The organism is Streptomyces sp. SX-6, assembly GCF_059089585.1.
Window position 1 is genome coordinate 38,065 of record NZ_JBTHHU010000012.1, and the last position, 22,451, is coordinate 60,515.

A 22,451-nucleotide genomic window follows, 5' to 3' on the forward strand; every position below is an offset into this window, starting at 1 on the left:
TGACGCGACATGAAGATCCACAAGTACGACACCGTCATCGTCGGCGCCGGCGGCGCCGGCATGCGCGCGGCCATCGAGTCGACCAAGCGCAGCCGCACGGCGGTTCTCACCAAGCTGTACCCCACCCGCTCCCACACCGGCGCCGCCCAGGGCGGCATGGCCGCCGCCCTCGCGAACGTCGAGGAGGACAACTGGGAGTGGCACACCTTCGACACGATCAAGGGCGGTGACTACCTGGTCGACCAGGACGCCGCCGAGATCCTGGCGAAGGAGGCCATCGACGCGGTCCTCGACCTCGAGAAGATGGGCCTGCCGTTCAACCGCACCCCGGACGGCACCATCGACCAGCGCCGCTTCGGCGGTCACTCCCGCAACCACGGCGAGGCCCCGGTCCGCCGTGCCTGCTACGCGGCCGACCGCACCGGCCACATGATCCTCCAGACGCTGTACCAGAACTGCGTCAAGGAGGGCGTGGAGTTCTTCAACGAGTTCTACGTCCTGGACCAGCTGATCACCGAAGTCGACGGCGTCAGGAAGTCGGCCGGTGTGGTGGCGTACGAGCTGGCCACCGGCGAGATCCACATCTTCCAGGCCAAGTCGGTCGTCTACGCCTCCGGCGGCACCGGCAAGTTCTTCAAGGTGACCTCCAACGCGCACACCCTGACCGGTGACGGCCAGGCCGCCTGCTACCGCCGCGGCCTGCCGCTGGAGGACATGGAGTTCTTCCAGTTCCACCCGACGGGCATCTGGCGCATGGGCATCCTCCTGACCGAGGGCGCCCGCGGTGAAGGCGGCATCCTCCGCAACAAGGACGGCGAGCGCTTCATGGAGAAGTACGCGCCCGTCATGAAGGACCTCGCCTCCCGCGACGTCGTCTCCCGCTCCATCTACACGGAGATCCGCGAGGGCCGCGGCTGCGGTCCCGAGGGCGACCACGTCTACCTGGACCTCACCCACCTGCCGCCGGAGCAGCTGGACGCCAAGCTGCCGGACATCACCGAGTTCGCGCGCACCTACCTCGGCATCGAGCCCTACACGGACCCGATCCCGATCCAGCCCACCGCGCACTACGCCATGGGCGGCATCCCGACCAACGTCGAGGGCGAGGTGCTGGCCGACAACGACACCGTCGTGCCGGGCCTGTACGCCGCCGGCGAGGTCGCCTGCGTCTCCGTGCACGGCGCCAACCGTCTGGGCACCAACTCGCTGCTCGACATCAACGTCTTCGGCCGCCGCGCGGGCATCGCCGCCGCGGACTACGCGCAGAAGGCCGACTACGTCGAGCTGCCGGAGAACCCGGCCCAGCTCGTCATCGACCAGGTCGAGAACCTGCGCAACTCCACCGGCAAGGAGCGGGTCGCCGAGCTCCGCAAGGAGCTGCAGGAGACCATGGACGCCAACGTCATGGTCTTCCGCACCGAGCAGACCATCAAGACGGCCGTCGAGAAGATCGCCGAGCTGCGCGCGCGCTACAAGAACGTGTCCGTCCAGGACAAGGGCAAGCGCTTCAACACCGACCTGCTGGAGGCCATCGAGCTGGGCAACCTGCTCGACCTGGCCGAGGTGATGGCCGTGTCCGCGCTGGCGCGCAAGGAGTCGCGCGGCGGTCACTACCGCGAGGACTTCCCCAACCGCGACGACGTCAACTTCATGCGCCACACCATGGCGTACCGCGAGGTCGACACGGACGGCAAGGACTCGATCCGCCTCGACTACAAGCCGGTCGTGCAGACCCGCTACCAGCCCATGGAGCGTAAGTACTGATGAGCACCGCGACTCTCGAGAAGCTCGAGGACGAGGCCCGCACCTCGCACGACATCAAGGTCACCTTCCGTGTCCGCCGGTTCAACCCGGAGATCTCGGACGAGGCGACCTGGCAGGACTTCGAGGTCGACATCGACCCGAAGGAGCGCGTGCTCGACGGCCTGCACAAGATCAAGTGGGACCTGGACGGTTCGCTGACCTTCCGCCGTTCCTGTGCGCACGGCATCTGCGGCTCCGACGCGATGCGCATCAACGGCAAGAACCGCCTCGCGTGCAAGACCCTGATCAAGGACATCAACCCGGCCAAGCCGATCACGGTCGAACCCATCAAGGGCCTCACGGTCCTCAAGGACCTCGTGGTCGACATGGAGCCGTTCTTCCAGGCCTACCGCGATGTGATGCCCTTCCTGATCACCAAGGGCAACGAGCCGACGCGCGAGCGCCTGCAGACCGCCGAGGACCGCGAGCGCTTCGACGACACCACCAAGTGCATCCTGTGCGCCGCGTGCACGAGCTCGTGCCCGGTGTTCTGGAACGACGGCCAGTACTTCGGCCCGGCGGCGATCGTCAACGCGCACCGCTTCATCTTCGACTCGCGTGACGAGGCGGGTGAGCAGCGCCTGGAGATCCTCAACGACAAGGACGGTGTCTGGCGCTGCCGCACCACCTTCAACTGCACGGACGCCTGCCCGCGTGGCATCGAGGTCACCAAGGCGATCCAGGAGGTCAAGCGCGCGCTGATCACGCGCCGCTTCTGATCCCCCGCACGCAGCAAGGGCGTTGGGCCCCTCTTCCGGTACGCCGGAAGAGGGGCCCTTCGCTTTGCCGACTACATGGCGGTCGGCTACCAGGAGGTGATGCCCATGGTCTTGGCCGCGCTCTGGATCGCGTTGCGGTGGGCGATCGACATGCGGGACTTCTTGTCGACGTCCGGCAGGTGCGCGTCCGTGTTCCGGAACTCGTCCCGCGCCTCGGTCAGCAGGCTGATGCCGTGGTCCACGGGCGAGTCCCCGCTCTTGTTGTGCTTGACGTGCGATGCCGCGGCCGTGTGGCTTCCGGCCGCGATCAGGGTGGCGCGTGCCGAGTTGTAATCGGCGTCCTTGACCCTCTTCGGGTTCGCCGCCACGTGCGCGACGGACGTGCCGTGCGCCGAGTCAGTGGCCGCGACGGCGGGGAGAGCGGAGGCTGCGACAGCGCCGACGATCGCAGCAGCAACAATTCCGGTTCGAACAACTCGCATGGTCATAAACCCTTCTGGTGGGTGAGCAGTTGCGCTTGCACGCAAGAAAGCCTGCCCCACAGGATCGTCAGCCGCATGGCAACGACCTGTCGGATGGATGGCACACCGGCTCAAACGCGGCCGATGTCACACCCCACCGCACCCGAGTCCCGTGCCAGGCTGGCGATCATGGACATGAAGCTCGCCACCACCGTCAAGGGCACCGGCCCCGGTCTCCTGCTCGCGCACGGCGCGGGCGCCACCATCACGGCCAACTTCGCCAGTTGCATACCGGAGTTCTCCCGCGGCCGCACCGTCGTCGCGCCCGACTACCCCGGTTCCGGCGCCACTCCCCGCACCGGGCCGCTGGACCTCGACGAACTCGCCGACGCCGTCGTCGACTCCGCGACCCGCGCGGGCGTGGAGACCTTCACCCTGATCGGCTTCTCCGCGGGCACCCTCGTGTCCGTACGGGCCGCGGCCCGCCACCCGGAGCGCGTCCGCGGCCTCGTGCTCACCGCGGGCCTCGCCAAGCCCGACAACCGCCTGATCGCCTCCCTCGACCTCTGGCACAAGCTGCTGTCCGAAAGGGACTTGGAGGGCTTCGCCCGGTTCGTCGCCCTCAGCGGTCTCAGTGCCGACTTCTTCAACAACCTCTCCCCCGACCTGATCGCCCCCTTCTACGAGCTGACCGCCAAGGGGGTCCCCGACGGCGCCCTCGACCAAGCGCACTTCGTCCGCCACGGAGACACCACGGGCGACCTCGCGGGCATCTCCGTCCCCACGCTCGTCGTCGCCGCCACCCGCGACACGCTCGTCTCCCCCGCCAACTCCCGTGCGCTGGCGAGGGGAATCCCCGGTGCCGAGTACGCCGAGATCGAGACCGGCCATCTCGTCATGACCGAACGCGGCGAGGAGTGGCGCAAGCTCATCCTCGACTTCCTCGACCGGCACGGTCTGTGATGAGCTCCAGCACCACCCGTGCCGCGGGCTCGACGGGCCCGTCGGCCGCCGTGGCCACCGCGACCGTACGCTCGATCACCGGCCGCACCGCGACCGGCGCCACCCGCGGCGCGTACGCCTCCGCCGTACTGCGCGGCACGAGCGCGACGCCCAGGCCGTGCGCGACCAGGTCGATCAGCGCCGGCATGTGCTCGACCTGACACGTCACCCGCCGCTCCACCCCGGCCCCCGCACACGCGGCATCGATGAGCGATCGCAGGCTGGACCGCTCACGGAAGTCGACGAAGGGAAGCCCGGCCAAATCCCGCAGAAGCACCCCTTCGCTACCCGCCAAGGGGTGCGTGGGCGCCGTCACGAGCACGAGCGGTTCCTCGGCGATCGCCGTCAGCGTCACGCCGTTGACGGGACGGTCCCCACCGGTGACGAGCGCCAGGTCGTACTCATGGGCCCGTACGCCCTCGACCAGGCGTGCCGAGTCCCCCTGGACGAGCCGGAGTTCGACGCCTGGATGAGCGGCGGAGAACTCCGCCAGCAGTGCCGGGACGTCCAGCGCGTCCAGCGTCTGGATCAGCCCGATGGCGACCCGCCCCCGCAGCAACGCCCCCACCTCCGCCACGGCCGCCCGCGCTTCCACCGCCGCCGCCCGCATCCTGCGCGCGGCGGGCAGCAGCGCCTCCCCGGCCGCCGTGAGCTCCACCCTCCGGGTCGTACGGACGAGCAGCGGCTGCCCCATCTCCCGCTCGAGCGCCCGGATCGACGCGGACAGCGTCGACTGCGCCACGTGCAGCCGCTGCGCGGCGCGCGTGAAGTGCCGTTCCTGGGCGAGCACCAGGAAGTGCTCGATCTGCCGCAACTCCATTACCGGTGGATCACCTCACTCGATGCCACTGATGTGCCGTGCCAGGACCCGGTCGGCCATCTCCCGGATCGTGCCGGCGAGTACATCGGGAGCGGTGAGGTGGGCGACGTGCCCCTGGCCGGCGAGCGTGACGGTCCGCGCGTCCGGCAGGGTCCTCGCCAAGTCCCTTACCCGGTCCCGCAAGTGGGCCGGACTCTGGTCGCCCTCGACCAGAGTCGTCGGAATCCCGAGCCTCGCGAAACGCTCGACGCCGACGCCAAGTGCTTCGATCGCTTCAGTGTCGGCGATCTGTGCGGCCGCGTTCGCGGCGAACACGGCACGCGATTCCGGGTCTTCGAACATTGCCTCGACCACCGGTGCGGGCATGCGGACGATGTCACGCATGTGGATGCGCATGGCCTCCACCGGGTCGCCCGCGTCGAGCTTCGCGCGGGCACGCCGCCCCGCTTCCCCCGCGATCGGCATGGAGGTCGGCATCGGAGGTTCGTAGAGGAACACTCCGGCGAAGGACGACGGCGCAGACAACGCGGCTTCCAGCGCGGCGACCGCGCCCGAGGAATGCCCCACGAGAAGCACCGGGGGCTCGAGGAGCCCGGCGATGGCGAGAATGTCGGCCACCTCGACCGCCATCGAATGAGGCCGTGCGGACGTGGAAGCGGAAGCCGTCCCGGGTGCGTAGATCCGGCGGCGGATCCTGACCACGCGGAAGTCGCCGATCAGCGACCGGCTGACACCGTCCCAGGTCGCCACATCACTGGAACCCGGGTGAACCACCAGCAACGCTGGCCCGGTTCCCTCGTCGAGAGCGGTGACGAGGGAACCGTCGTGAGAGCGTGCATGAATCTCTGCCATGCACGTCAGGATGCACCGGCCCACCGACATCGCGCCGATAGGCCGCCGACAGCCCTGGTGTTACCGGCGCTTGAGCTTGCCGACCGCGTCAGCCTCGACGACCTGGTTGGCCAGGTACTTCCAGGAGAAGTTGACGAAGCCGTGGTCGCCCCACTGGGTGCCCCAGGAGTTCTCGACCCGGACGCCCTTGTTGTTGTAACCCACGATCGTGATCATGTGGTAGCCCACCTGCGGCGAGTTACGGCTCGGGTAGTACCCGAACGACGAAGCCTGCCTCGAGTTGAGGTACTCGAAGTCGTTGTGGATCGGGATCATGATGACCACGGGCATGCCCTTGGCCAGCGAGGACTTCACACCGTTGACGATCGCGCCGCCGGTGCGCAGCGGGGTGGCCCCGCTCAGCTTCCAGTGCGCGGCGTTGCGACGCTCGTGCGCGGTCGGCTGGGTGGAGTAGTTGTAGTCGCCCTGCCAGTAGTCCTTCTTGGAGTCGACACCCTGCTGCACGGCGATCTTGAAGTGGGGGTACGACGGGGTGGGGCCGTTGTGGCCCCGGTCTATCTGGGAGTAGGTGTACATGGGCGCCTGGGGCCCACCGGAGATCTTCTGCTCGCGCTCGAGGACGCTCATGGCCGTGTAGTCGATGGCCCACGCGACACAGGAGTTCACCTGGCCCTGGTTACCAGGGGTGGGCGCGAACTTGGTGAGGTCGACGTGGGAGGGGAGCTTCGACCCGGCGGCGATGCCGGCCGCCTGCTGCGGGGCCAGGGCGTTCAGCCTGTCCTCGACGGGCGTGTTCAGCTCGGACTGCCGCCACGGCGACTGGGACGGCGCGGCGCCCAGGCCGAACGGGTGGCCCTTGCCGTTGTCGGCCTTGACCGACTGAGCGGCGGCGGCCTGGGCGCGGCCCTGCTCGGCGGCGCTCGCGTTGGAGACGCCGGCGGACACGGCGACGGTCGCCGCGGCAACGGAAACCGCCACGAGGGCATTCAGTTTGCGGGCACGACTCATTGTTGTTCCCCCTTGAAGTGAACAGAGTGTCAGGAACCTGACATTTTCAGTGACTGTCGGTCAGCCGTCGGAGACGGCTGCCTGGCGCGGATTCCGCGACGCAGAGCGCGGGATCAGGGCAGACCAGGCGACATCGACAACCACTTGCCTAACGTAAGGAGCAGGGGTGCGAAACCCCATGAACTCGGGCGCACCAAGGCTCCCGCCGACCGGATTTTGTCGAAGACATGTCCGATAGCGAGTGGAATCTAGCCGAGCCGCGCGCCCTGATCAAGTCCAAGTGAACGCAGCCACGGAGCTGTTGGGCCGTTACCCGCCGTGACGATATTGTTCGATGACAGCGATCACGATCATCGAAAAGATCCGTTGGACCGATCAATCGCCCCGCAGGACGCTGAGAGCATGAACACCGACGACGAATCCGGACTGATCCCCACCCTGGCGTGCCTGACCGTGGTGAGCGGCTTCCTCGACGCCGTCAGCTACATCGGCCTCGGCCACGTCTTCACCGCCAACATGACCGGCAACGTGGTGATCCTCGGCTTCGCCGCCGCGAGCACCCCCGGCTTCTCCATGACCGCCTCCGCCGTCTCGCTCGCGGCCTTCCTCACCGGCGCGGTGCTCGGCGGACGCCTCGCCGTCCACCTCCGCTCCCGCCGGACCTGGGTCACCGCCGCCCTCGCCGCCGAAACGGCGGGCACGGTGCTGGCGACCGTCCTCGTGGGCTCCACGGCCTCCCTCTACCCCGTGATCGCCGCCCTCGCCCTCGCCATGGGCTGCCGCAACGCGACCGTGAGACGCCTGGGCCTCCCGGACATGACCACCACCGTCCTCACCCTCACCCTCACCGGCCTCGCCGCCGACTCCACCCTCGCGGGCGGCACCAACCCCCGCCTCCCCCGCCGCCTCTCCGCCCCCTTGCTCATGCTCGCCGGCGCCTTCGCCGGAGCGCTGCTGCTCCGCTTCCACGGCCTCACGACCTGCCTGGTAGTGGGTTCGGTGGCCGTCGCGGCCGTACTGCTGGGCTACGCCCTCAGCCACGCCCCCGCAACTGCGCGCGTACGGCGGCTGCGCCGCGCGCGGTGACCTCGGCGTGGGCGGCCTGCACGTCCTGCAGACGACAGTCGCGACACAGGACCTCGTCACCTTGAGGGAGGAAGAGCAACGGCTGGATGTGGTCGCCACGACACTCGATCCGACCGGCAACCCGAGGCACCAACGGGACGCTCGGCGAGGTCCGTTGACGGACGACGGCAGGCAGGGCAGGGATGTCGGGCATCTTGCGCACGAGCCGGTCGCGCAGGAGAGCGGCCGGGCTGTGGACGGCTTCCGGGAGCCCCTGGGTGAGCGCTTCGCGGAGGTCGGCGGCGGTGGTGCCGCGCAGGAGCCAGTCGGCGGCGAGCGGGGCAAGGGCCTGGATATCCCTGCCGTTGAGGCGGAGCCGCCGCTCGGAGTGCGAGACGGAGGCGAGGACCTGCCCCGCACGCTCGGCGAGAGGATGAGGCTCCACGATGCGGGAGGGCTGGGAGGGCGGGAGGTAAGTCTTCTCCCCAGTCTTTTGTTGGGAACGGCCGACGACCCGAGGGGTCGGTTCACCGGCGGCCGGTTTCACATCCGTCGGCGGCACGAACCCATCACGGATCGCCCGGGCCTCGGCAGGGTCGAGGGGTGTGTTGGAGATCAGCTGAGTGGTCGTCCAACGCCCGTCCCGCCCCTGGAGCCGCCACTCGTGAAAGTACCGCTCGTCCCTCAACTGCCCCTTCGCCCGCTGGAACGCGGCCTTCTTGACCCCGGCGCGGCGTGCCGCGTCCGACAGCGCCATGTCCGCCCCGGGCGGCAGCGACAGCAGCCACACCAGCAGCCGAACGGCATCCGAACCGAGGCGCGGATGCCGGATGATCTCGTTCGAAACGCGGGTGTAGCCACCGTCGGGCGCGATAAAGTGCACGAGCATCGCGGGGAGCCTCTTTCTCCTGGTGATGAAGACCCCCGGACCGGTGTTCTGAGCACCACCGGGGGTCGCTGCTTTGCCCGCAACGTAACCCGCACAGGCCGCCCCACGACCCGCCACCGCATCACAACACCCGTACGAGTGAAGCAAGATGAGTTTCAGTGCGTTTCGCGCAGATGGATCCCCATCACCACGCACCAAGCTTCAGCAGACTCCCGCTCCCCCGCCCGGAACGCCACGTAGTAGCACACCTTGATCCGCCGACACTCGACACAACCTTCCTTCTCCGCCACGGACTTGCCCTGTTCCTCGATCATGCGAGCCCACCCCGCCGACTCTGCGCATTCACCTGCGCCACATCCGCGCTCAGCACCTCACGTGCCCTGTACGGCAAGAAGGTGCGCAAGCTGCGCAACCGAGCAGGCTGGACGCAGCGAGAGCTCGGCAGCAAGGTCCAGGTGACCCACAGCAGAATCGCCCAGTTCGAGCTCGGCCAAGAGGTACCCACCGAGGACGTCTCCAACCTGCTCGACAAGGTGTTGAACGCCGACGGCGACCTGTCAGATCTGTGGGATCACATCGGGAAGGGGCCGTTTCAGGACTGGTCCAAGAAGTTCTTCACCTATGAGGACAAGGCAACCGCCATGCACAAATACGTGGCGCACAGCATCCCTGGACTCCTGCAAACCGAGGCATATGCACGCGAGATCATGCGTGTCGGGCAGCCCTGGTGCACTGCCGACGAGATCGAAGAGCAGGTGAGAACCCGGCTCGGCCGACAGCTGATCCTCTCTCGGGATGCGCCGCCACTCCTCTGGGCCGTACTGGACGAGGCAGTGGTGCGTCGCACCGTCGGTGGGCCTGCAGTGATGCGCGAGCAATTGGCGCATGTTGTCGAGTCGGCCAAGGCGCCGAACATCGAAGTCCAACTCTTGCCGTTCTCAGTCGGTGCCCACGCCTCCATGGGCGGTTCGTTGACACTGCTGTCCTTCAAAAACAGCCCGGATGTCGCCTACTTGGAAGGAGGCGCGTTCGCGAAGCTCGTGAGAGAACCGGCGGCAGTAGCCCGCCACTCTCATCGCTACGATCTCTTGCACGCCTCAGCCCTACCTCCAGATGCATCAATCAGAGTGCTCGAACAGGCAATAGAGGAATTCGACGCATGCAAACCACGAACAACATTCGATGGCGAAAGTCCACCTACAGCGACATAGGTGGTGATGCCGACTGTCTAGAGATATCCAGCGACATGGTCGACACCGTCCCCATACGGGACAGCAAACGCGCACACAGATACTCGCTGACGCTCCCCACCTCCGCATGGAATGCGTTCATCGCGGCTCTGACCGAGGACCGCCTCCAGCCATAGGCTCCACAACCGCGACAGTCCCCTCTACAACACGATGCTGCCGCTCCCGGCCAACTCAGCGGCCACGCCACCTACGACGGAGCCGACGGCGAAGACGTCCGGCAGTCGGCCGAGGATCTGGGCGACGTCTCTCGCCCAGACCGGCAGAGCGGCCACTGACCCACTGCGGGTCGCCGGGCGAGGCGATCGGCGCCCGACGATCGGCCTGCGCACGCACCTCGTGGTGGGCGTCGTGCGAAGTGATGCGCATGGCCTCCTCGAGGGAGGCCAGAGCCGCACTGACAGCTGAGCCCGCGGTGCCGCAGCGGCGGGCCAAAACTGCAAGCCAGGTGAGGAAGCCCATCACCGCGGCGAGGCAGCCGACCAATACCAAGTACGGCAGGAAATCACCCACGCGACTCGCCTGAAACATCAGCCAGAGTTGCCACCATGCCCGCTCAACGCCCGGCTGGGCGTAATCCGTTCCCGGGTACCTGACGTGACGTCAGCGGTGAATTGGTGACGTTACAAATGGGATGTAACAGAAAATTGAACGTACCCAACTCACCGCTGGCATAACGTCAGCCGACCCACAGGGGCCCGATCGATTGTCAGTGGTGCCGTGCATCATCGACGGCATGACACAGACGACGTCCCCTTCCCACCCGGACCCGCTGCACACCGTCGCGCACCGGCACCTGCCCGCGGATGTGGCGGAGCGCTGGATCGGCATGCTGCGGCCCGGAGTGCGCTTGGTGAAGCACCCGGGGGCGGAGTCGGACACCGGCTCGGAGGCGGTGGTCGGCCGGCTCGGTGGGCTGCCGGAGCTGCCGGAGAGCGAGGAGTGGCCGATGTGGGAGGGCCACGGCCCGCTCACCTTCATCGCCTCCGTGGACTGCGCCGCGCTGCCCTCCGGCGCCCTGGACATCGCGCTGCCCACGGACGGCACGCTCGTCTTTTTCTTCTTCGACGGACAACTCGACGACGGGGACGCATTCGTGGACCCGGACGACCCGCAGAGCTGGGCCGGGGCACGGGTGCTCTATGTGGCGGCCGGGACCGCCGTCACCGAACGTGCCATGCCAGGCGACTTGGAGGCCTACCCCGCGGTTCCCCTGACGGCACAAGCCCGCGTGACCGCACCCGACATCTGGCATCCGGTTGTCCGCAAAGCGTTCATCCCCGACTCCGACGACTCGGCACGTCCCGAACACCCCGTGTACGCCGAGGCGTTCATCGACGCGCTGTACGAGCACGACGACGAGCACATCGGTCACCGGATCGGCGGCCATGCGGGCCCCGTCCAGGGTGCGGTCGAGTGCGAGGTCGCCCATGGCGTCCTCGGTAAAGACACCCCTTGGGACGACCCCCGCGTCGACGATGAGGCTCGCGGCTGGACCCTGCTCGCCCAGTTCGACTCGGACGGCGACGCGGACATGATGTGGGGCGACTGCGGAGCCCTGTACTGGCTGATACGCCCGGAGGATCTGGCTGAACGGCGGTTCGACCGGGCGATGTTCACATGGCAGTGCTGCTGAGGGGACCACAAGGGACGAGACCCGCTGCCGGAGTCTGCAGCCCCCGGCAGTGCGGTCCGTCGCTCAGCTCAGCCGGGCGTCCGCGTAGACGACCATCGCGTCGCGCTGGTAGACGGCCAGCCCCTCGGCGATCTTGTCGAAGTTGGCGCGGAAAGCCGGGTCGTCGGCGTAGTGCCGCCCAAGTCCCTTGTAGGCGGCCGCGTTCGGGATCCAGAAGCGGCACACGCCCTGGTAGTGGGCGTCCACCTCGGCCTGGACCGCGGGGTCGTCGACCGGTGTGCCGGCCACCATGAACTCCGCCATGCGGATCATCTGCGCCGTCGCCTCACGCTGCCACTGCTCCGTGGTCTCGGGGGTCATGCCCTCGACGGCCTGCCGGGACTGCTCCCACGCCTCCGGCCAGCGCTCGCGCACCTCGGCCTCGGCCTCGGCGTCGTGGGTGAAGCCCTCGAACAGGTTCTCCGGCCTGTTGATCTTCGTCATGTTCTTGTTGCCCTTCGCTTCCTCCAGTTCGGCGATGGTGCGGCCGACCGTGCGGGCGAGCGTCTCCAGGCGGTCCCGCTCCCCCAACAGGCGTTGCTGGTGCTCGCGGAGCACGGCCACCTGGTCGGCCTGGCTGTCCAGGACCGCCTGAATCTCGCGCAGGCCCACGTCCAGTTCACGCATCAGCAGGATCTGCTGCAGCCGCAGCAGATCGGCCTCCTCGTAGTAGCGGTGCCCGTTGCTCCCGATCCATGCCGGCGGCAGCAGGCCGATCTCGTCGTAGTGCCGCAGCGTCCGGGAGGTCACCCCGGACATCCGGGCCACGTCCGCGATCGACCAGGCCATTGCCTCGCTCTGCCTCTCATCGCCGGGCCGGTTTCTCCGGCCACACGGAAGACCGTAGAAGTTGACGCTACGGAAGCCGCAAGCCGGATTCACTCACCAGCCGGGGTTATCCAGTCGAGGAGCTCGACCACGACGCCGTTGGGGTCGGTGACCAGGAAGAGCCGCTCACCCCACGGCTCCTCCCGCAGCGGCATCGTGATGTTGACCCCGGCTTCGCGCAGTCGCCGCTCCTCCGCCTCGAGATCGGTGACGGTGAACGCCACCATCACGCCGGAGGCGGTCTGGTCGCGCAGTTCGGCAGGCAGCACCTCGAGGCCACGCCGGTGCAGGGCGATGTCGACGGCCCCGTCCTCGCGGGACAGCGAGCAGAAGCCGTCCGCCTCCATGGCCTTCGCGTAGCCGAAGTGCTCGATGAAGAAATCGCGCGAGGCGGCCACATCGTCGACGGTCAGGGCCACGGTGCTGGTGGTGACGTTCATCGGACTCCTCAACTCCCCAAGCCAATCCCATTCTTACTACCGACGTAAAGTTACGCCCGGCGCACTTCGTACGTCAAGGGGAAAGTTACGTCGGATGTAAGATTCGCCCATGAGTGCCGACCGCATGGGGCTCCGCGAGTCCAAGAAGCACGAGACCAGGCAGGCCATCTCCGGGCACGCGACCAGGCTCTTCATGGAGCAGGGCTTCGAGTCCACGACCATCGCGGACATCGCCGCGGCGGCCCGGGTGGCGAAGAAGACCGTCACCAACTACTTCGCGCGCAAGGAAGACCTGGCCCTCGACCGCCAGGAGGAGTTCGTGACCGGCCTGGCCCGGGCCGTCGCCGACCGCGCACCCGACGAATCGGCCCTGGCCGCGCTGCGGCGCGCCTTCCTGGCCGCCGTACAGGACCGCGACCCCGTCGCGGGCTTCTCCGGGCCGGAGTTCTCCCGCATGGTCGCCGACAGTCCGACCCTCACCACGCGTCTCCGTGACCTCCACGACCAGCGCGAGGAGGCCCTCGCCGAGGCCCTGGCAACGGCCACCGGCGCCGCCCCCGACGACATCGCCCCCAGGACCGTGGCAGCCCAACTCGGCGCCGTGCACCGGATCCTCTTCCAGCGCATCCAGGAACTCACCCTCGCCGGGCACGACAACGACCGGATCGCCACCGTCGTCGCCGACGACGCCGCCCGCGCCTTCGACCTACTGGAACCGTCCCTGGCGGACTACGCGACTCGCGCCGACGAACCGGCTTGAGAAGTCACCGGGTGGTGCTCTGCGTATAGAGCGGCAGACCGGCGGTCTCGACCTTCCAGTCGCCGACGGTGACCGTCTCACCGAAGGCGTAACGCTGCCGGTTGTCGTAGACGGGTGCGCCGTTGCCTGCTGCAAGGCCCCAGTAGTCGAGGGCGGTTCCGTCGCGGGGATCAATGATCAGGTAGTGCGGGATGCCCATCGCAGGGTAATCGCGCAGCTTTCCCTCGTAGTCGTTCTCCGGGTTGGAGCGGGAGACGATCTCGATGACGAGGTGGGCGCGACGCGGGTCGATCGCCTCGGCGTCCGCGTCGGCCATGTCCTCGTCGATGACGACGATGTCGGGGATACGCAGGATGCCGAGTGCGACGTCCTCGACGTCGGTTTCGGTCATCGCGACCAAGCCCGTTCCCGACAGCTGCGCGTCGAACTGTACGCGTACGCGATGAGCGACTCGCTGGTGGTGCAACGCCGGGCTCAGCATCAACAGCAGTTGACCGTGACTGATTTCTGGCCATGCGAGGGGAGCAGGCTTGCCAAATGTGTCGCGGTACTCACGCAGGTGCCGGTAAGTGCCTTGCTCGGCCACGCTCTCAACGTACCCGAAACCGGACCGCGCTCCGCGGCGTCCCTGCGGGCATGACCGCCACAGCACCCCGGTACCTCTACCTCGCCCGGCACGGCGAGGCCACGCCCGACGAGAGCGCGCTGACCGAGAACGGCCGGCGGCAGGCCGTACTCCTCGGCGAGCGGCTCCGCAACGCACCCCTGTCGGTGATCCACCACAGCCCGTTGCCCCGCGCCGCGGAGACCGCCCGGCTCATCGGCGAACAGCTCGCAGGCGTGCCGCTGCAACAGTCGGCAGCAGCCGATGACGGCATCCCGTACGTGCCGAAGCGCGAGGAACTGCCGCCGGGTTCGGCGGACTTCTTCCTCGACTACCTCAACCGCTTCCCGGCGGAGGAGCGTGAGCTCGGGCCCGCGCTGGCCCGGGAGGCGCTGGGGCTGTTCACCGGCCCCGTGGAGGGGAGCGACGAGCCCCGCCACGAGCTCGTGGTGACCCACAACTTCCTCATCGGCTGGCTCGTACGTGCCGCCCAGGACGCCCCGGAGTGGCGCTGGTTGGGCCTCAATCACTGCAATGCGGCCCTGACGGTGATCCGGTACGCGCCCGGCAGGCCTGCCTCCGTCCTCTTCTTCAACGACATGAGCCATCTGCCCGAAGAGCTCCGCTGGACCGGCTTCCCGACGGAGCTGCGCATCTGACGGGCGTCAGTTGAGGACGGCTTGCATGACGGCCTTGGCGATGGGGGCGCCGAGCCTGCCGCCGGCGATGTCGGCGCGGGGGATGTCCATGTCCTTGGGGTCGACGAAGACCGCCACCGCGACGGGGGACGTGCCGTCGGCCTTCTTGGCGTAGGAGACGAACCAGGCGTACGGGCGCTCGTCGCGGACATCGGCGCCGTGCTGGGCGGTTCCGGTCTTGCCGCCGACGGTGACTCCGCTGATCTGTGCCCCGCGGGCGCTGCCTCCGGTAGCAGTGGCCTCCATCATCTCCTGCACCTTCTTCGCGGTGGTGGCGGAGACGGCCCGGGAGACCTCCTTGGGCCGGTTCTTCTCGATCGAGGACAGGTCCGGGCCGCGTACTTCGTCGACGAGATGAGGCTGCATCAGCTTGCCGTCGTTGGCGAGAGCGGCAGTGACCGCGGCCATCTGCAGTGGTGTGCTGGTGAGGCTGCCTTGTCCGATGCCGGTCAGGGCCGTCTGCGGCCGGTCGAGCTTGTCCGGGTACAGGCTCTTGGCGGCGGCAAGGTCCCCGAAGTCGGCGTTGTAGAGGGTGGAGTTGAGGCCGAACTTCTCCGCGGTCCGGCGCATCTTGTCCAGGCCCACCTTGTCGGCCGCGTCGGCGAAGACGTTGTTGCAGGACAGCTGCATGGCCCTCTTCAGGGAGACCTTGGCGCAGGCCGCGTCGCCCGCCTCGCTGCCGATCGTCGTGCGAGTGAGCGGCAGCGCGTAGGGCGATCCGATGCCGGAGGGGGCGTCGACGTCGGTGACCACGCCGCTCTCCAGGGCGGCGGCCGCCGTGACGATCTTGAAGGTGGAGCCGGGCGGATAGGTCTCACGCAGTGCCCGGTTGCTCAGCGGTTTGTCCTTGCGCTTGTCGAGCTTGGCGAACGTGCCGCCATCGGTGATCCCGGCGAAGGCGGACGGATCGTAGGAGGGCGTGGAGGCCATCGCGAGGATCCGGCCGGTGCCGGGCTCGATGGCGACCGCCGCCCCCTTCGCGTGGAGTTTGCTCAGCCCCTCGTAGGCGGCTTTCTGCGCCTTGGGGTTGATGCTGGTGATCACGTCACCGCCGCGCGGCTTGTCGCCGGTGAGGACCCGTAGGGCGCGGTTGAACGCGAGCCGGTCGTCCTGGCCGCTGAGGACCTTGTCATAGGTGTGCTCGAGCAGGGAGGTCCCGATGAGCTGCGAGGCGTATCCGGTGATCGGGGCGTACATGAGGCCGTCCTTGACCGTCCGCTGGTACCGGAAGTCCCCGGAGGTCTTGCGGGAGCCGGTGATGGCCCGGCCGCCGACGATGATGTCGCCGCGGGGATTCGCGAACGCCTCGATCTTGACCCGGCTGTTGTGGGGGTCGTTGGCCAAGGTGTCGGCTTGGACTAACTGGACCCACGTCGCGCGGGCCAGCAGAGCGAATGTCAGCACCCCGCAGAAAACGGCTATGTGCCGTACCGGCTTGTTCATGCACTTCTCCTCTGCGCCGGAGGCCGGACGAGGTCGTGACCCCTCGTCCGGCCCGTCCGTCGCCTCGCTTCAGGTGGCCCGCGGTTCCCGCTCCCGCCTCAGGCGGCCTGCAGATGCTGCTCGAGGACCCCCTGCATCGCCGACTGGAGCCGGTGGCCGGGCATGATGCCGATCTCGACCATGAGGATCTTCCGGGCCCGATGGAACACGGCGATCGCGTCGGCCTGCCGACCGGCCGCGTAGAAGGCGCGCATGAGCAACTCGTACAGGTCCTCCCGCAGGGGATCGCCCACGAGCAGCTCCTCGAGCGTGCTGATGGCCGCGTCGTGGCTGCCGAGCTGCAGGTCGACGCGGGCCCGCAGTTCGAGCGCCACCACGCGTTCCCGGCCGATGGCCTCTGCCCGAGCCCGCAGGCGCTCCGACGCGAGGCCGCCCAGAGGCGGTCCCTGCCAGAGGCCGAGCGCGGCGTCGATCAGCATCCAGGCAGCGGCCCAGTCGCCCTCGGCCACGCGCGACCTGGCCCGTTGGACCATGTCACGGAACTCGAACAGGTCGACGGACGTGGCCGGGACGCAGAGCTGGTAACCGGCGTCGTGCGACAGCAGCACGTCCCGGTCCGCTCCCGCCTGTTCCAGCGCGCTGCGGATCATCCACGCGCTGTTCTGCAGCTGGCCCTCGACCGTGCGCGGCGGCTCGGTGTCCCAGGACTCCGCGATGATCGTCTCTTTGCTGACAGTCCGGCCGCCGGCCAGGGCGAGCGTGGCGATGAACTTGAGCTGCCGCTGCCCCTTGATCTGCACTGTCGTGTCGATGTGCCGGACCGTGACCGGGCCCAGAAGCTGAACCGTCAGGCGTGTGGCCACAACCATGGTTCCCCCCATGTCTGTCGTAACTGCCTTCGTGCCCTGACCTGTTGGTCCGACAGAAACCATCAACGGAGAGGGCAACGAATGGTAAATATACAGTAAATGTAAGGCCTTTAACGCGTGTTGCCCATGACAGACATCACAGCGTAGTCGTACATGCCGTACACCTGCGACAGCCTCACGTTGGCGACCCGGTCACCCCGATACAGAACCGACTTCACGTACATATAAGGACACATCACCGCGGCGTCCATCGCCTCCCGGTCCACCGTGGTCCAGATCCCGGCCCGTGCCTCGGTGTCGGCGGTGCGCGCGCCGGTGTCCAGGAGTCCGTCGATCCGCGGCGAGGAGAGCTCCCCGAGGTTCTGGTTCCCGGCGTCCTTGATCGCGCGAGAGTCGGCGATCTGCTGCAGGAACCCGAACCCGTCGGGAAAGTCGGCGGCCCACCCGAACATCACGATGCCGATGCCGTGTTCCCGCAGGTACGCGGGCACTCCCGCGGCCTTGGTGAAGTAGTCGCCGGACCGGAAGGGGACCACTTCGGCGTCGATCCCCACCCGCGCGAGCCCCCGTGACAGGGCCAGGGCGGCGTGCCACTCCTTGCGCCGGTCCTCCCGCGCGGCGATACGCGTACGGAAGCCGTCCGGCAGGCCGGCGAGCGCCAACTCGCGGCGGGCCGCGGCCGGATCGCCCGTTCCGTGCTCGCCCACGGGGTAGCGGTCATAGGGGGCATGGCCGGAGAGGCCGGGCGGCAGGAGCGTGGTGGCGAGGTCACCGGCCGGGGCGCCGCCGTAGGCGTCGAGCATCGCCTGCTTGTCCGTGGCGTACTGCACCGCGCGGCGGGCGTGCACGTCTGCCAGGGGGCCGATGTTCTGGTTGATGCAGTAGAGCCATACGAAGCCGGTGTGCGGATTGTCGACGCGTGCCCTCAACTCGGGTTCGGCAAGCAGCCGTTCCTGCGTCTCGGGTTGCACCCCGACCCCGGCCAGGTCGATGTCGGCTTCGCCCGCGAGCAGCATCCGGTCGACCTCCGGGCCGGACACACCCAGCTTGACGGTGATCTCGTCGGGCAGAGCGGTGCGGATCGGGTCGGAATCACCGGACCAGTACGGGTTCCGGGTCAGCCGCAGCGTCGCACCCGGGTCGTACGAGGAGATCCGGTAGGGGCCCGACGACGCCGGATGCCGGCGATAGCGGGGGAAGTCGTCGTGGGCGGCGGGGACGGGGATGGTCGTGGGCAGCGCCGCGAGGTGGTCGAAGCCGGCGAACGGCTCCCGGAGCCGGAACACGACCGTGCGCTCGTCCGGGGTCTCGATCCCGTCGGGGCCGGTCAGGTACTGGCGGAAGTACTGCGGGCCGCCCCGGGCGACGGACTCGCCGTAGACCTCCTCGGGGAAATTCGCGCGCAGCACCGCGTACTTGACGTCGGCCGAGGTCACCGGCGCGCCGTCCGCGAACCTGACGTCCGCACGCAGCCGGTACGTCCAGGTACGGCCCCCGTCGGTCGCCTCGCCCAGGCCTTCGGCGAGGTCCGGACCGAGGCGGGGCTGTCCGTCGGGGCCGTCGACGTAGCCGACCAGGGGGCGGCCGAGCAGGCGGATGAAGTTCCAGGTGTACGCGTAGTAGGTGTCGGCAGGATCGAGCGAGTCGAAGTCGTCGGTGCGTACGAAACGCAGCACTCCGCCCTTCCGGGCAGAGGGGTTGACGGTTCCGCGGGTCACGGCGTTGAAAGCCACGGGTGTTCCTCAGCTTGCCTTGTGCATGTTGTTCAGGAAGCGGGCGGCGACCGGTCCGGCGTCCTTTCCGCCGGAGCCGCCGTCCTCGATGAGCACGGCCCAGGCGAGGCTTTCCGCCCCCTGGTAACCGATCATCCAGGCATGTGTCTGCGGGGGTTTGGCCTCGCCGAACTCGGCGGTACCGGTCTTGGCGTGCGGCTCGCCCGGGATGTCCCGCAGCATCGCCCCGGCGCCCTTGGTGACGGTGGCGCGCATCATCCTGCGCAGGCCGTCGCCCACGGACGCGTCGAGGCGGGGTGCGGTGTGCCGGTTCTTCACCTTGTCCGGGACCAGCACCGGCTGGGTGAACCCGCCGGCCTTCACCGTCGCCGCCACGGACGCCATCACCATGGGCGACGCCTGCACGCGGGCCTGCCCGATGGTGGCGGCGGCCAGCTCGTTGTCACTCCGCGGCGCGGGCACGGACCCGTCGTAGGTCACCGCGCCCACGTCCCAGGCACCGCCGATGCCGAATAACCTCGCCGCCTCGGGCAGTGCGTTCCCGGCGACCTTGGCGCGGGCGCCGACGAAGAAGGTGTTGCACGACTTGGCGAAGGAGTCCTCGAACGTCGAGCCGTCCGGCAGCACGAACTGGTTCTGGTTCTCGAACCGTTGGCCGTTTACGTGTGCGAACTTGGGGCACTCGGCGACCCGCTCCGGGCTCAGTCCGGCCTTCAGGAGCGCGGCCGCCGTGACGACCTTGAAGGTCGAGCCGGGCGGGTAGCGGCCCGCCAGGGCGCGGTTCATGCCGCCCGGGCGGTTGGCCGCGGCGAGGATGTGCCCGTTGGCGGGGTCGACGGCGACGATGGAGGCGTTCTTCTCCGTGCCCTCCAGCGCGTCCGCGGCCGCCTGCTGCACCTTCGGGTCGATCGTGGTGCGGATGTCCTCGCCCTTGCCCGCGCCGGAGTCGGTGAGCTTCTCCGCGGCGCGGCCCGTGGTCCGGTCCACGACGACGACGTCGCGCTGGTGCTTGCCCCCGCCGGAGAGTTCCTTGTCGTAGCGGGCCTCGAGGCCGGATATGCCCTTGCCGTGCTCGTCGACGGCGCCCGTCACGGACGTGGCACGCAGTTCCGCACCGTTCTTGTCGAGGATCCGCCCCCGGTCCCCGGCGGTCTCGAGGGAGAGGGTCTGGCCGGGCACCATCTTCGGGTGAATGACGGGGGTGGAGAACTCGACCTGCCAAGTGCCGTCCTTCTTCAGCACCTTGGCGTGCGAGCCGTACGTCAGGCCGCCGGCCGACTCGATGTCCATGCGTACCCGGAACGGCACCGTCACATTGCCCGGCCCGTTCTTGGACGCGCCGTCACGGTCGGCGTCGATCGCCGTCTTCCTCGGGGCGAGGTTCTTCATGACCGACTTCAGCAACGACTCCGCGTTCTTGGGCGAGTCGGTGAGCTCACCGGCCTGCCGGGGCCGGTCCGCGGCCCAGGCGTCGAGGAACTTCTGCAGGTGTGCCGTGGCCTGGGCCACGTCCGGGTCGTCGGAGTCCTCGACGAGCGCGTCGTAGCCCCAGTAGCCGATCCCGGACAGGACAGCGAGAGCCACCGCACCGCCCAGTGCCTGCTTGCCCCGGCTCCGGCGGGGCCCGCCATGAGATTTCTCCGTGCGTCGAGCCATGACCGGCACCCTAGGAGGCGCCGGTCTCGCCTTGCTCTTTCCCCGTGGCGAAGGCAAAGGTGGCCGGATGCACAGAGCACGACGTCTCGTCGTGGCGCTCGTGTCTGCCGCTCTCCTCTTCCCCGCGACCGGGGCGCCCGCGCACGCGGCCGCCCCGCGGCAGACGATGCCCGTCCACGACTTCAGCACCGCCATACGGGAGACCGTCTACGTCCCCACCGGCACGGATACCGATGCGGACGGTATCGAGGACAGGGTCCGGGTGCAGGTGATCCGGCCGGACACCAAGAAGCCCGTACCGTCCATCATCGAGGCCTCGCCGTACCACGGCGGCTTCGCGCAGGCCGATTTCCACCCGGCCGACGTCATCGACACACCCCGCCTCGCCCCGTGGGCCCCGGGCGCGGGCGCGCGGGACATCGACCAGTACCCGCCCTACTGGGACAACTACTTCGTGACGCGCGGCTACGCCACCCTCGCCGTGTCCACGCTCGGCACCGGCGGTTCGACCGGCTGCCCCGGAACCGTCTCCCCGGCCGAGGTCAAGGCGATGACCAAGGTCGTCGACTGGCTCGCGGGACGCGCCCGGGCCGAGGACGCGAACGGCTCCCCGGTGCGGGCCACTTGGTCCACCGGCACCGCCGCGATGACCGGCACCAGCTACAAGGGCACCCTCGCCCTGGCCACCGCGACCACCGGAGTCAAGGGGCTCAGGACCGTGGTGCCGCTCCTGCCGGTCTCCCGCTGGTACGACTACTACCGCGCCAACGGCGGCAACGTCGGCCCCAAGGGGTACCCGGGCAACGACGCCGACATGCACGTCAAGCTGGTCCTCACCCGCGACCGGCCGGAGAAGTGCGCGGCGGCCGTGGAGGAGGTGCAACGGCGCATGGACCACACCACCGGCGACGACAACTCCTTCTGGCGGGAACGGGACTTCGCCGCCCGTACCGACCGCGTCCGCGCCTCCGTGTTTCTCGTCGCCGGGCTCAACGACTGGAACGTGCGGCCCAAGCAGTCCCTCGACCTCTGGACCCGGTTGCAGGCCTCGGGCGTCAAGTCGCGGCTGTGGCTGACCCAGGCGCAGCACGACGACCCGATCGACGTACGGCGCCAGGAGTGGCTGGACTCCGTGCACCGTTGGTTCGACCAGGAGTTGATGGGTCTGCCGTCGGCCGCCGACGCCGAGCCGCGCGTCCAGATCCAGCGGCCCTCCGGCCGGTGGGACACCTATTCCGAGTGGCCCTCGCGCACGGCGTCCGACCGGACCGTCCGCCTCGGCTCCCTGCGCGGCGGCGGATCCGGCTGGACCGACGACCCGTCCCGCACCGGCGACCAGCTCGCCGCGGACCCCGACGGCGTCGACCCCGCGCGCCTCGCGTTCCTCACCGGACCGCTGCCCGCCGACCGGCGGATCTCCGGCACCCCCAGGATCACCCTGCGCGCGAAGGTCAGCGGGCCGTCCCCGTACCTGTCGGCATTCCTCGTGGACTACGGGCCCGCCGAGTACCCGGTCAAGCTCGGCGCGGGCGAGGGGAGTTGGTGCTTCGGCGACTCCGCGCCCGGCAACTCCGGCTGTCGCCCGTTGAAGGAGTACGTGCGGGAGACCAAACCCTTCAAGATCATCACTCGTGGCTGGACGGACATCCGCAACCGCGAGAGCACGAGCCGTCAGACGGCCGTCGACCCGGACACCTCCTACACGTTCCGGTGGCGCCTCGAACCCACCGACCACGTGGTTCCCGCCGGGCACCGCGTCGGCCTGGTCCTCACCTCGACCGACCGCGACCACACCCTGCGCTACCCGGCCGGAACGCGGGTGCGGATCGATCCCTCCGAGAGCGTGCTGACCGTCCCCTCGGGCAACGGACAGTGACGT

24 protein-coding genes are annotated in these 22,451 nt (G+C 68.7%); 10 read left to right on the forward strand and 14 right to left on the reverse strand.

All coding sequences use genetic code 11. From position 1 onward, the window contains the following. Positions 1-9 precede the first annotated feature (9 nt). Together sdhA and ACV530_RS16870 are read left to right on the forward strand one after the other, a co-directional pair. Positions 10-1,764: a succinate dehydrogenase flavoprotein subunit gene (gene sdhA / locus ACV530_RS16865; RefSeq protein ID WP_494333299.1), complete on the forward strand. Its 1,755-nt coding sequence runs from the start codon at positions 10-12 to the stop codon at positions 1,762-1,764. Beyond that, positions 1,764-2,522 carry a succinate dehydrogenase iron-sulfur subunit gene (locus ACV530_RS16870; RefSeq protein ID WP_494333300.1) on the forward strand — a complete coding sequence of 253 codons (759 nt, stop codon included), beginning with the start codon at positions 1,764-1,766 and terminating at the stop codon, positions 2,520-2,522. The genes sdhA and ACV530_RS16870 overlap by 1 nt, the downstream gene beginning before the upstream one ends. Before the next feature lie 86 nt (positions 2,523-2,608). Here ACV530_RS16870 and ACV530_RS16875 read toward each other — a convergent pair whose 3' ends face one another. After that, positions 2,609-3,004 (reverse strand): hypothetical protein, encoded by a 396-nt coding sequence (locus ACV530_RS16875; RefSeq protein WP_494333301.1) that lies wholly within the window; start codon positions 3,002-3,004, stop codon positions 2,609-2,611. A gap of 168 nt (positions 3,005-3,172) precedes the next feature. Here ACV530_RS16875 and ACV530_RS16880 point away from each other — a divergent pair, with 168 nt between their 5' ends. Beyond that, positions 3,173-3,946, forward strand: coding sequence for an alpha/beta fold hydrolase (locus tag ACV530_RS16880; RefSeq protein WP_494333302.1), 774 nt, complete (start codon positions 3,173-3,175; stop codon positions 3,944-3,946). On the opposite strand, the gene ACV530_RS16885 is transcribed toward ACV530_RS16880, so the two are convergent. From ACV530_RS16885 to ACV530_RS16895, 3 genes are read right to left on the reverse strand one after another with little or no spacing between them, the layout of a single operon-like run. After that, positions 3,912-4,805, reverse strand: a complete 894-nt coding sequence (locus ACV530_RS16885) for a LysR family transcriptional regulator (RefSeq protein WP_494333303.1) — start codon at positions 4,803-4,805, stop codon at positions 3,912-3,914. The two genes, ACV530_RS16880 and ACV530_RS16885, sit on opposite strands and share 35 nt — an antisense overlap. A 15-nt stretch (positions 4,806-4,820) precedes the next feature. Further along, on the reverse strand, positions 4,821-5,657 hold the full coding sequence (locus ACV530_RS16890; RefSeq protein ID WP_494333304.1) for an alpha/beta fold hydrolase: 837 nt from the start codon (positions 5,655-5,657) through the stop codon (positions 4,821-4,823). A gap of 60 nt (positions 5,658-5,717) precedes the next feature. Further along, the gene (locus ACV530_RS16895; protein WP_494333305.1) at positions 5,718-6,635 is read right to left on the reverse strand and encodes a C1 family peptidase; all 918 of its coding nucleotides are present in this window, start codon (positions 6,633-6,635) and stop codon (positions 5,718-5,720) included. Positions 6,636-7,067: 432 nt separating this feature from the next. Between ACV530_RS16895 and ACV530_RS16900 the strand changes: the two genes are divergently transcribed. Then, a complete protein-coding gene (locus ACV530_RS16900; RefSeq protein ID WP_494333306.1) occupies positions 7,068-7,751 on the forward strand; it encodes a YoaK family protein in 684 nt (227 codons plus the stop codon). Here ACV530_RS16900 and ACV530_RS16905 read toward each other — a convergent pair. Together ACV530_RS16905 and ACV530_RS16910 are read right to left on the reverse strand one after the other, a co-directional pair. Next, positions 7,699-8,619 carry a hypothetical protein gene (locus ACV530_RS16905; protein WP_494333307.1) on the reverse strand — a complete coding sequence of 307 codons (921 nt, stop codon included), beginning with the start codon at positions 8,617-8,619 and terminating at the stop codon, positions 7,699-7,701. The two genes, ACV530_RS16900 and ACV530_RS16905, sit on opposite strands and share 53 nt — an antisense overlap. 155 nt (positions 8,620-8,774) lie before the next feature. Continuing rightward, positions 8,775-8,933, reverse strand: a complete 159-nt coding sequence (locus tag ACV530_RS16910; protein ID WP_494333308.1) for a hypothetical protein — start codon at positions 8,931-8,933, stop codon at positions 8,775-8,777. Positions 8,934-9,014: 81 nt separating this feature from the next. Here ACV530_RS16910 and ACV530_RS16915 point away from each other — a divergent pair, with 81 nt between their 5' ends. Both ACV530_RS16915 and ACV530_RS16920 read left to right on the forward strand, forming a co-directional pair. Then, positions 9,015-9,830, forward strand: a complete 816-nt coding sequence (locus ACV530_RS16915) for a helix-turn-helix domain-containing protein (RefSeq protein ID WP_494333309.1) — start codon at positions 9,015-9,017, stop codon at positions 9,828-9,830. Then, complete coding sequence (locus tag ACV530_RS16920; RefSeq protein ID WP_494333310.1) at positions 9,779-9,985, forward strand: DUF397 domain-containing protein; 207 nt, start codon at positions 9,779-9,781, stop codon at positions 9,983-9,985. The genes ACV530_RS16915 and ACV530_RS16920 overlap by 52 nt, the downstream gene beginning before the upstream one ends. Positions 9,986-10,009: 24 nt before the next feature. Here the strand turns inward: ACV530_RS16920 and ACV530_RS16925 are convergent, their stop codons facing one another. Next, positions 10,010-10,141, reverse strand: a complete 132-nt coding sequence (locus ACV530_RS16925) for a hypothetical protein (protein WP_494333311.1) — start codon at positions 10,139-10,141, stop codon at positions 10,010-10,012. A 461-nt stretch (positions 10,142-10,602) separates the two neighbouring features. Here ACV530_RS16925 and ACV530_RS16930 point away from each other — a divergent pair, with 461 nt between their 5' ends. Continuing rightward, complete coding sequence (locus ACV530_RS16930) at positions 10,603-11,502, forward strand: YwqG family protein (protein WP_494333312.1); 900 nt, start codon at positions 10,603-10,605, stop codon at positions 11,500-11,502. A gap of 63 nt (positions 11,503-11,565) precedes the next feature. Here the strand turns inward: ACV530_RS16930 and ACV530_RS16935 are convergent, their stop codons facing one another. After that, complete coding sequence (locus ACV530_RS16935) at positions 11,566-12,330, reverse strand: MerR family transcriptional regulator (protein ID WP_494333313.1); 765 nt, start codon at positions 12,328-12,330, stop codon at positions 11,566-11,568. Positions 12,331-12,419: 89 nt separating this feature from the next. Continuing rightward, positions 12,420-12,809, reverse strand: a complete 390-nt coding sequence (locus ACV530_RS16940; protein ID WP_494333314.1) for a VOC family protein — start codon at positions 12,807-12,809, stop codon at positions 12,420-12,422. A gap of 109 nt (positions 12,810-12,918) precedes the next feature. Between ACV530_RS16940 and ACV530_RS16945 the strand changes: the two genes are divergently transcribed. Next, entirely contained in the window at positions 12,919-13,569 is a 651-nt protein-coding gene (locus ACV530_RS16945; protein WP_494333315.1) for a TetR family transcriptional regulator, read from the forward strand. A 4-nt stretch (positions 13,570-13,573) separates the two neighbouring features. Here the strand turns inward: ACV530_RS16945 and ACV530_RS16950 are convergent, their stop codons facing one another. Beyond that, on the reverse strand, positions 13,574-14,155 hold the full coding sequence (locus ACV530_RS16950; protein WP_494333316.1) for a Uma2 family endonuclease: 582 nt from the start codon (positions 14,153-14,155) through the stop codon (positions 13,574-13,576). A 50-nt stretch (positions 14,156-14,205) separates the two neighbouring features. Here ACV530_RS16950 and ACV530_RS16955 point away from each other — a divergent pair, with 50 nt between their 5' ends. Further along, complete coding sequence (locus ACV530_RS16955; RefSeq protein ID WP_494333317.1) at positions 14,206-14,832, forward strand: histidine phosphatase family protein; 627 nt, start codon at positions 14,206-14,208, stop codon at positions 14,830-14,832. 6 nt (positions 14,833-14,838) lie between these two features. Here the strand turns inward: ACV530_RS16955 and ACV530_RS16960 are convergent, their stop codons facing one another. The 4 genes from ACV530_RS16960 to ACV530_RS16975 all read right to left on the reverse strand — a co-directional run bounded on the left by ACV530_RS16960 (position 14,839) and on the right by ACV530_RS16975 (position 20,572). Further along, the gene (locus ACV530_RS16960) at positions 14,839-16,314 is read right to left on the reverse strand and encodes a peptidoglycan D,D-transpeptidase FtsI family protein (RefSeq protein ID WP_494333318.1); all 1,476 of its coding nucleotides are present in this window, start codon (positions 16,312-16,314) and stop codon (positions 14,839-14,841) included. Between the two features lie 98 nt (positions 16,315-16,412). Further along, a complete protein-coding gene (locus ACV530_RS16965) occupies positions 16,413-17,183 on the reverse strand; it encodes an AfsR/SARP family transcriptional regulator (RefSeq protein WP_494333319.1) in 771 nt (256 codons plus the stop codon). Positions 17,184-17,293: 110 nt separating this feature from the next. Continuing rightward, the gene (locus ACV530_RS16970; protein ID WP_494333320.1) at positions 17,294-18,916 is read right to left on the reverse strand and encodes an ABC transporter substrate-binding protein; all 1,623 of its coding nucleotides are present in this window, start codon (positions 18,914-18,916) and stop codon (positions 17,294-17,296) included. A 9-nt stretch (positions 18,917-18,925) separates the two neighbouring features. Further along, a complete protein-coding gene (locus ACV530_RS16975) occupies positions 18,926-20,572 on the reverse strand; it encodes a penicillin-binding transpeptidase domain-containing protein (RefSeq protein WP_494333321.1) in 1,647 nt (548 codons plus the stop codon). A 67-nt stretch (positions 20,573-20,639) separates the two neighbouring features. On the opposite strand from ACV530_RS16975, the gene ACV530_RS16980 reads away from it, so the two are divergent. Then, positions 20,640-22,448, forward strand: a complete 1,809-nt coding sequence (locus tag ACV530_RS16980; RefSeq protein WP_494333322.1) for a CocE/NonD family hydrolase — start codon at positions 20,640-20,642, stop codon at positions 22,446-22,448. The last annotated feature ends 3 nt before the right edge of the window (positions 22,449-22,451 follow it).

Coding starts and splice junctions, on each gene's coding strand:
- sdhA (WP_494333299.1), top strand. CDS start 10: ATGAAGATCCACAAGTACGACACCGTCATCGTCGGCGCCGGCGGCGCC.
- ACV530_RS16870 (WP_494333300.1), top strand. CDS start 1,764: ATGAGCACCGCGACTCTCGAGAAGCTCGAGGACGAGGCCCGCACCTCG.
- ACV530_RS16875 (WP_494333301.1), bottom strand. CDS start 3,004: ATGCGAGTTGTTCGAACCGGAATTGTTGCTGCTGCGATCGTCGGCGCT.
- ACV530_RS16880 (WP_494333302.1), top strand. CDS start 3,173: ATGGACATGAAGCTCGCCACCACCGTCAAGGGCACCGGCCCCGGTCTC.
- ACV530_RS16885 (WP_494333303.1), bottom strand. CDS start 4,805: ATGGAGTTGCGGCAGATCGAGCACTTCCTGGTGCTCGCCCAGGAACGG.
- ACV530_RS16890 (WP_494333304.1), bottom strand. CDS start 5,657: ATGGCAGAGATTCATGCACGCTCTCACGACGGTTCCCTCGTCACCGCT.
- ACV530_RS16900 (WP_494333306.1), top strand. CDS start 7,068: ATGAACACCGACGACGAATCCGGACTGATCCCCACCCTGGCGTGCCTG.
- ACV530_RS16905 (WP_494333307.1), bottom strand. CDS start 8,619: ATGCTCGTGCACTTTATCGCGCCCGACGGTGGCTACACCCGCGTTTCG.
- ACV530_RS16910 (WP_494333308.1), bottom strand. CDS start 8,933: ATGATCGAGGAACAGGGCAAGTCCGTGGCGGAGAAGGAAGGTTGTGTC.
- ACV530_RS16920 (WP_494333310.1), top strand. CDS start 9,779: ATGCAAACCACGAACAACATTCGATGGCGAAAGTCCACCTACAGCGAC.
- ACV530_RS16930 (WP_494333312.1), top strand. CDS start 10,603: ATGACACAGACGACGTCCCCTTCCCACCCGGACCCGCTGCACACCGTC.
- ACV530_RS16935 (WP_494333313.1), bottom strand. CDS start 12,330: ATGGCCTGGTCGATCGCGGACGTGGCCCGGATGTCCGGGGTGACCTCC.
- ACV530_RS16940 (WP_494333314.1), bottom strand. CDS start 12,809: ATGAACGTCACCACCAGCACCGTGGCCCTGACCGTCGACGATGTGGCC.
- ACV530_RS16945 (WP_494333315.1), top strand. CDS start 12,919: ATGAGTGCCGACCGCATGGGGCTCCGCGAGTCCAAGAAGCACGAGACC.
- ACV530_RS16955 (WP_494333317.1), top strand. CDS start 14,206: ATGACCGCCACAGCACCCCGGTACCTCTACCTCGCCCGGCACGGCGAG.
- ACV530_RS16960 (WP_494333318.1), bottom strand. CDS start 16,314: ATGAACAAGCCGGTACGGCACATAGCCGTTTTCTGCGGGGTGCTGACA.
- ACV530_RS16965 (WP_494333319.1), bottom strand. CDS start 17,183: ATGGTTGTGGCCACACGCCTGACGGTTCAGCTTCTGGGCCCGGTCACG.
- ACV530_RS16975 (WP_494333321.1), bottom strand. CDS start 20,572: ATGGCTCGACGCACGGAGAAATCTCATGGCGGGCCCCGCCGGAGCCGG.
- ACV530_RS16980 (WP_494333322.1), top strand. CDS start 20,640: ATGCACAGAGCACGACGTCTCGTCGTGGCGCTCGTGTCTGCCGCTCTC.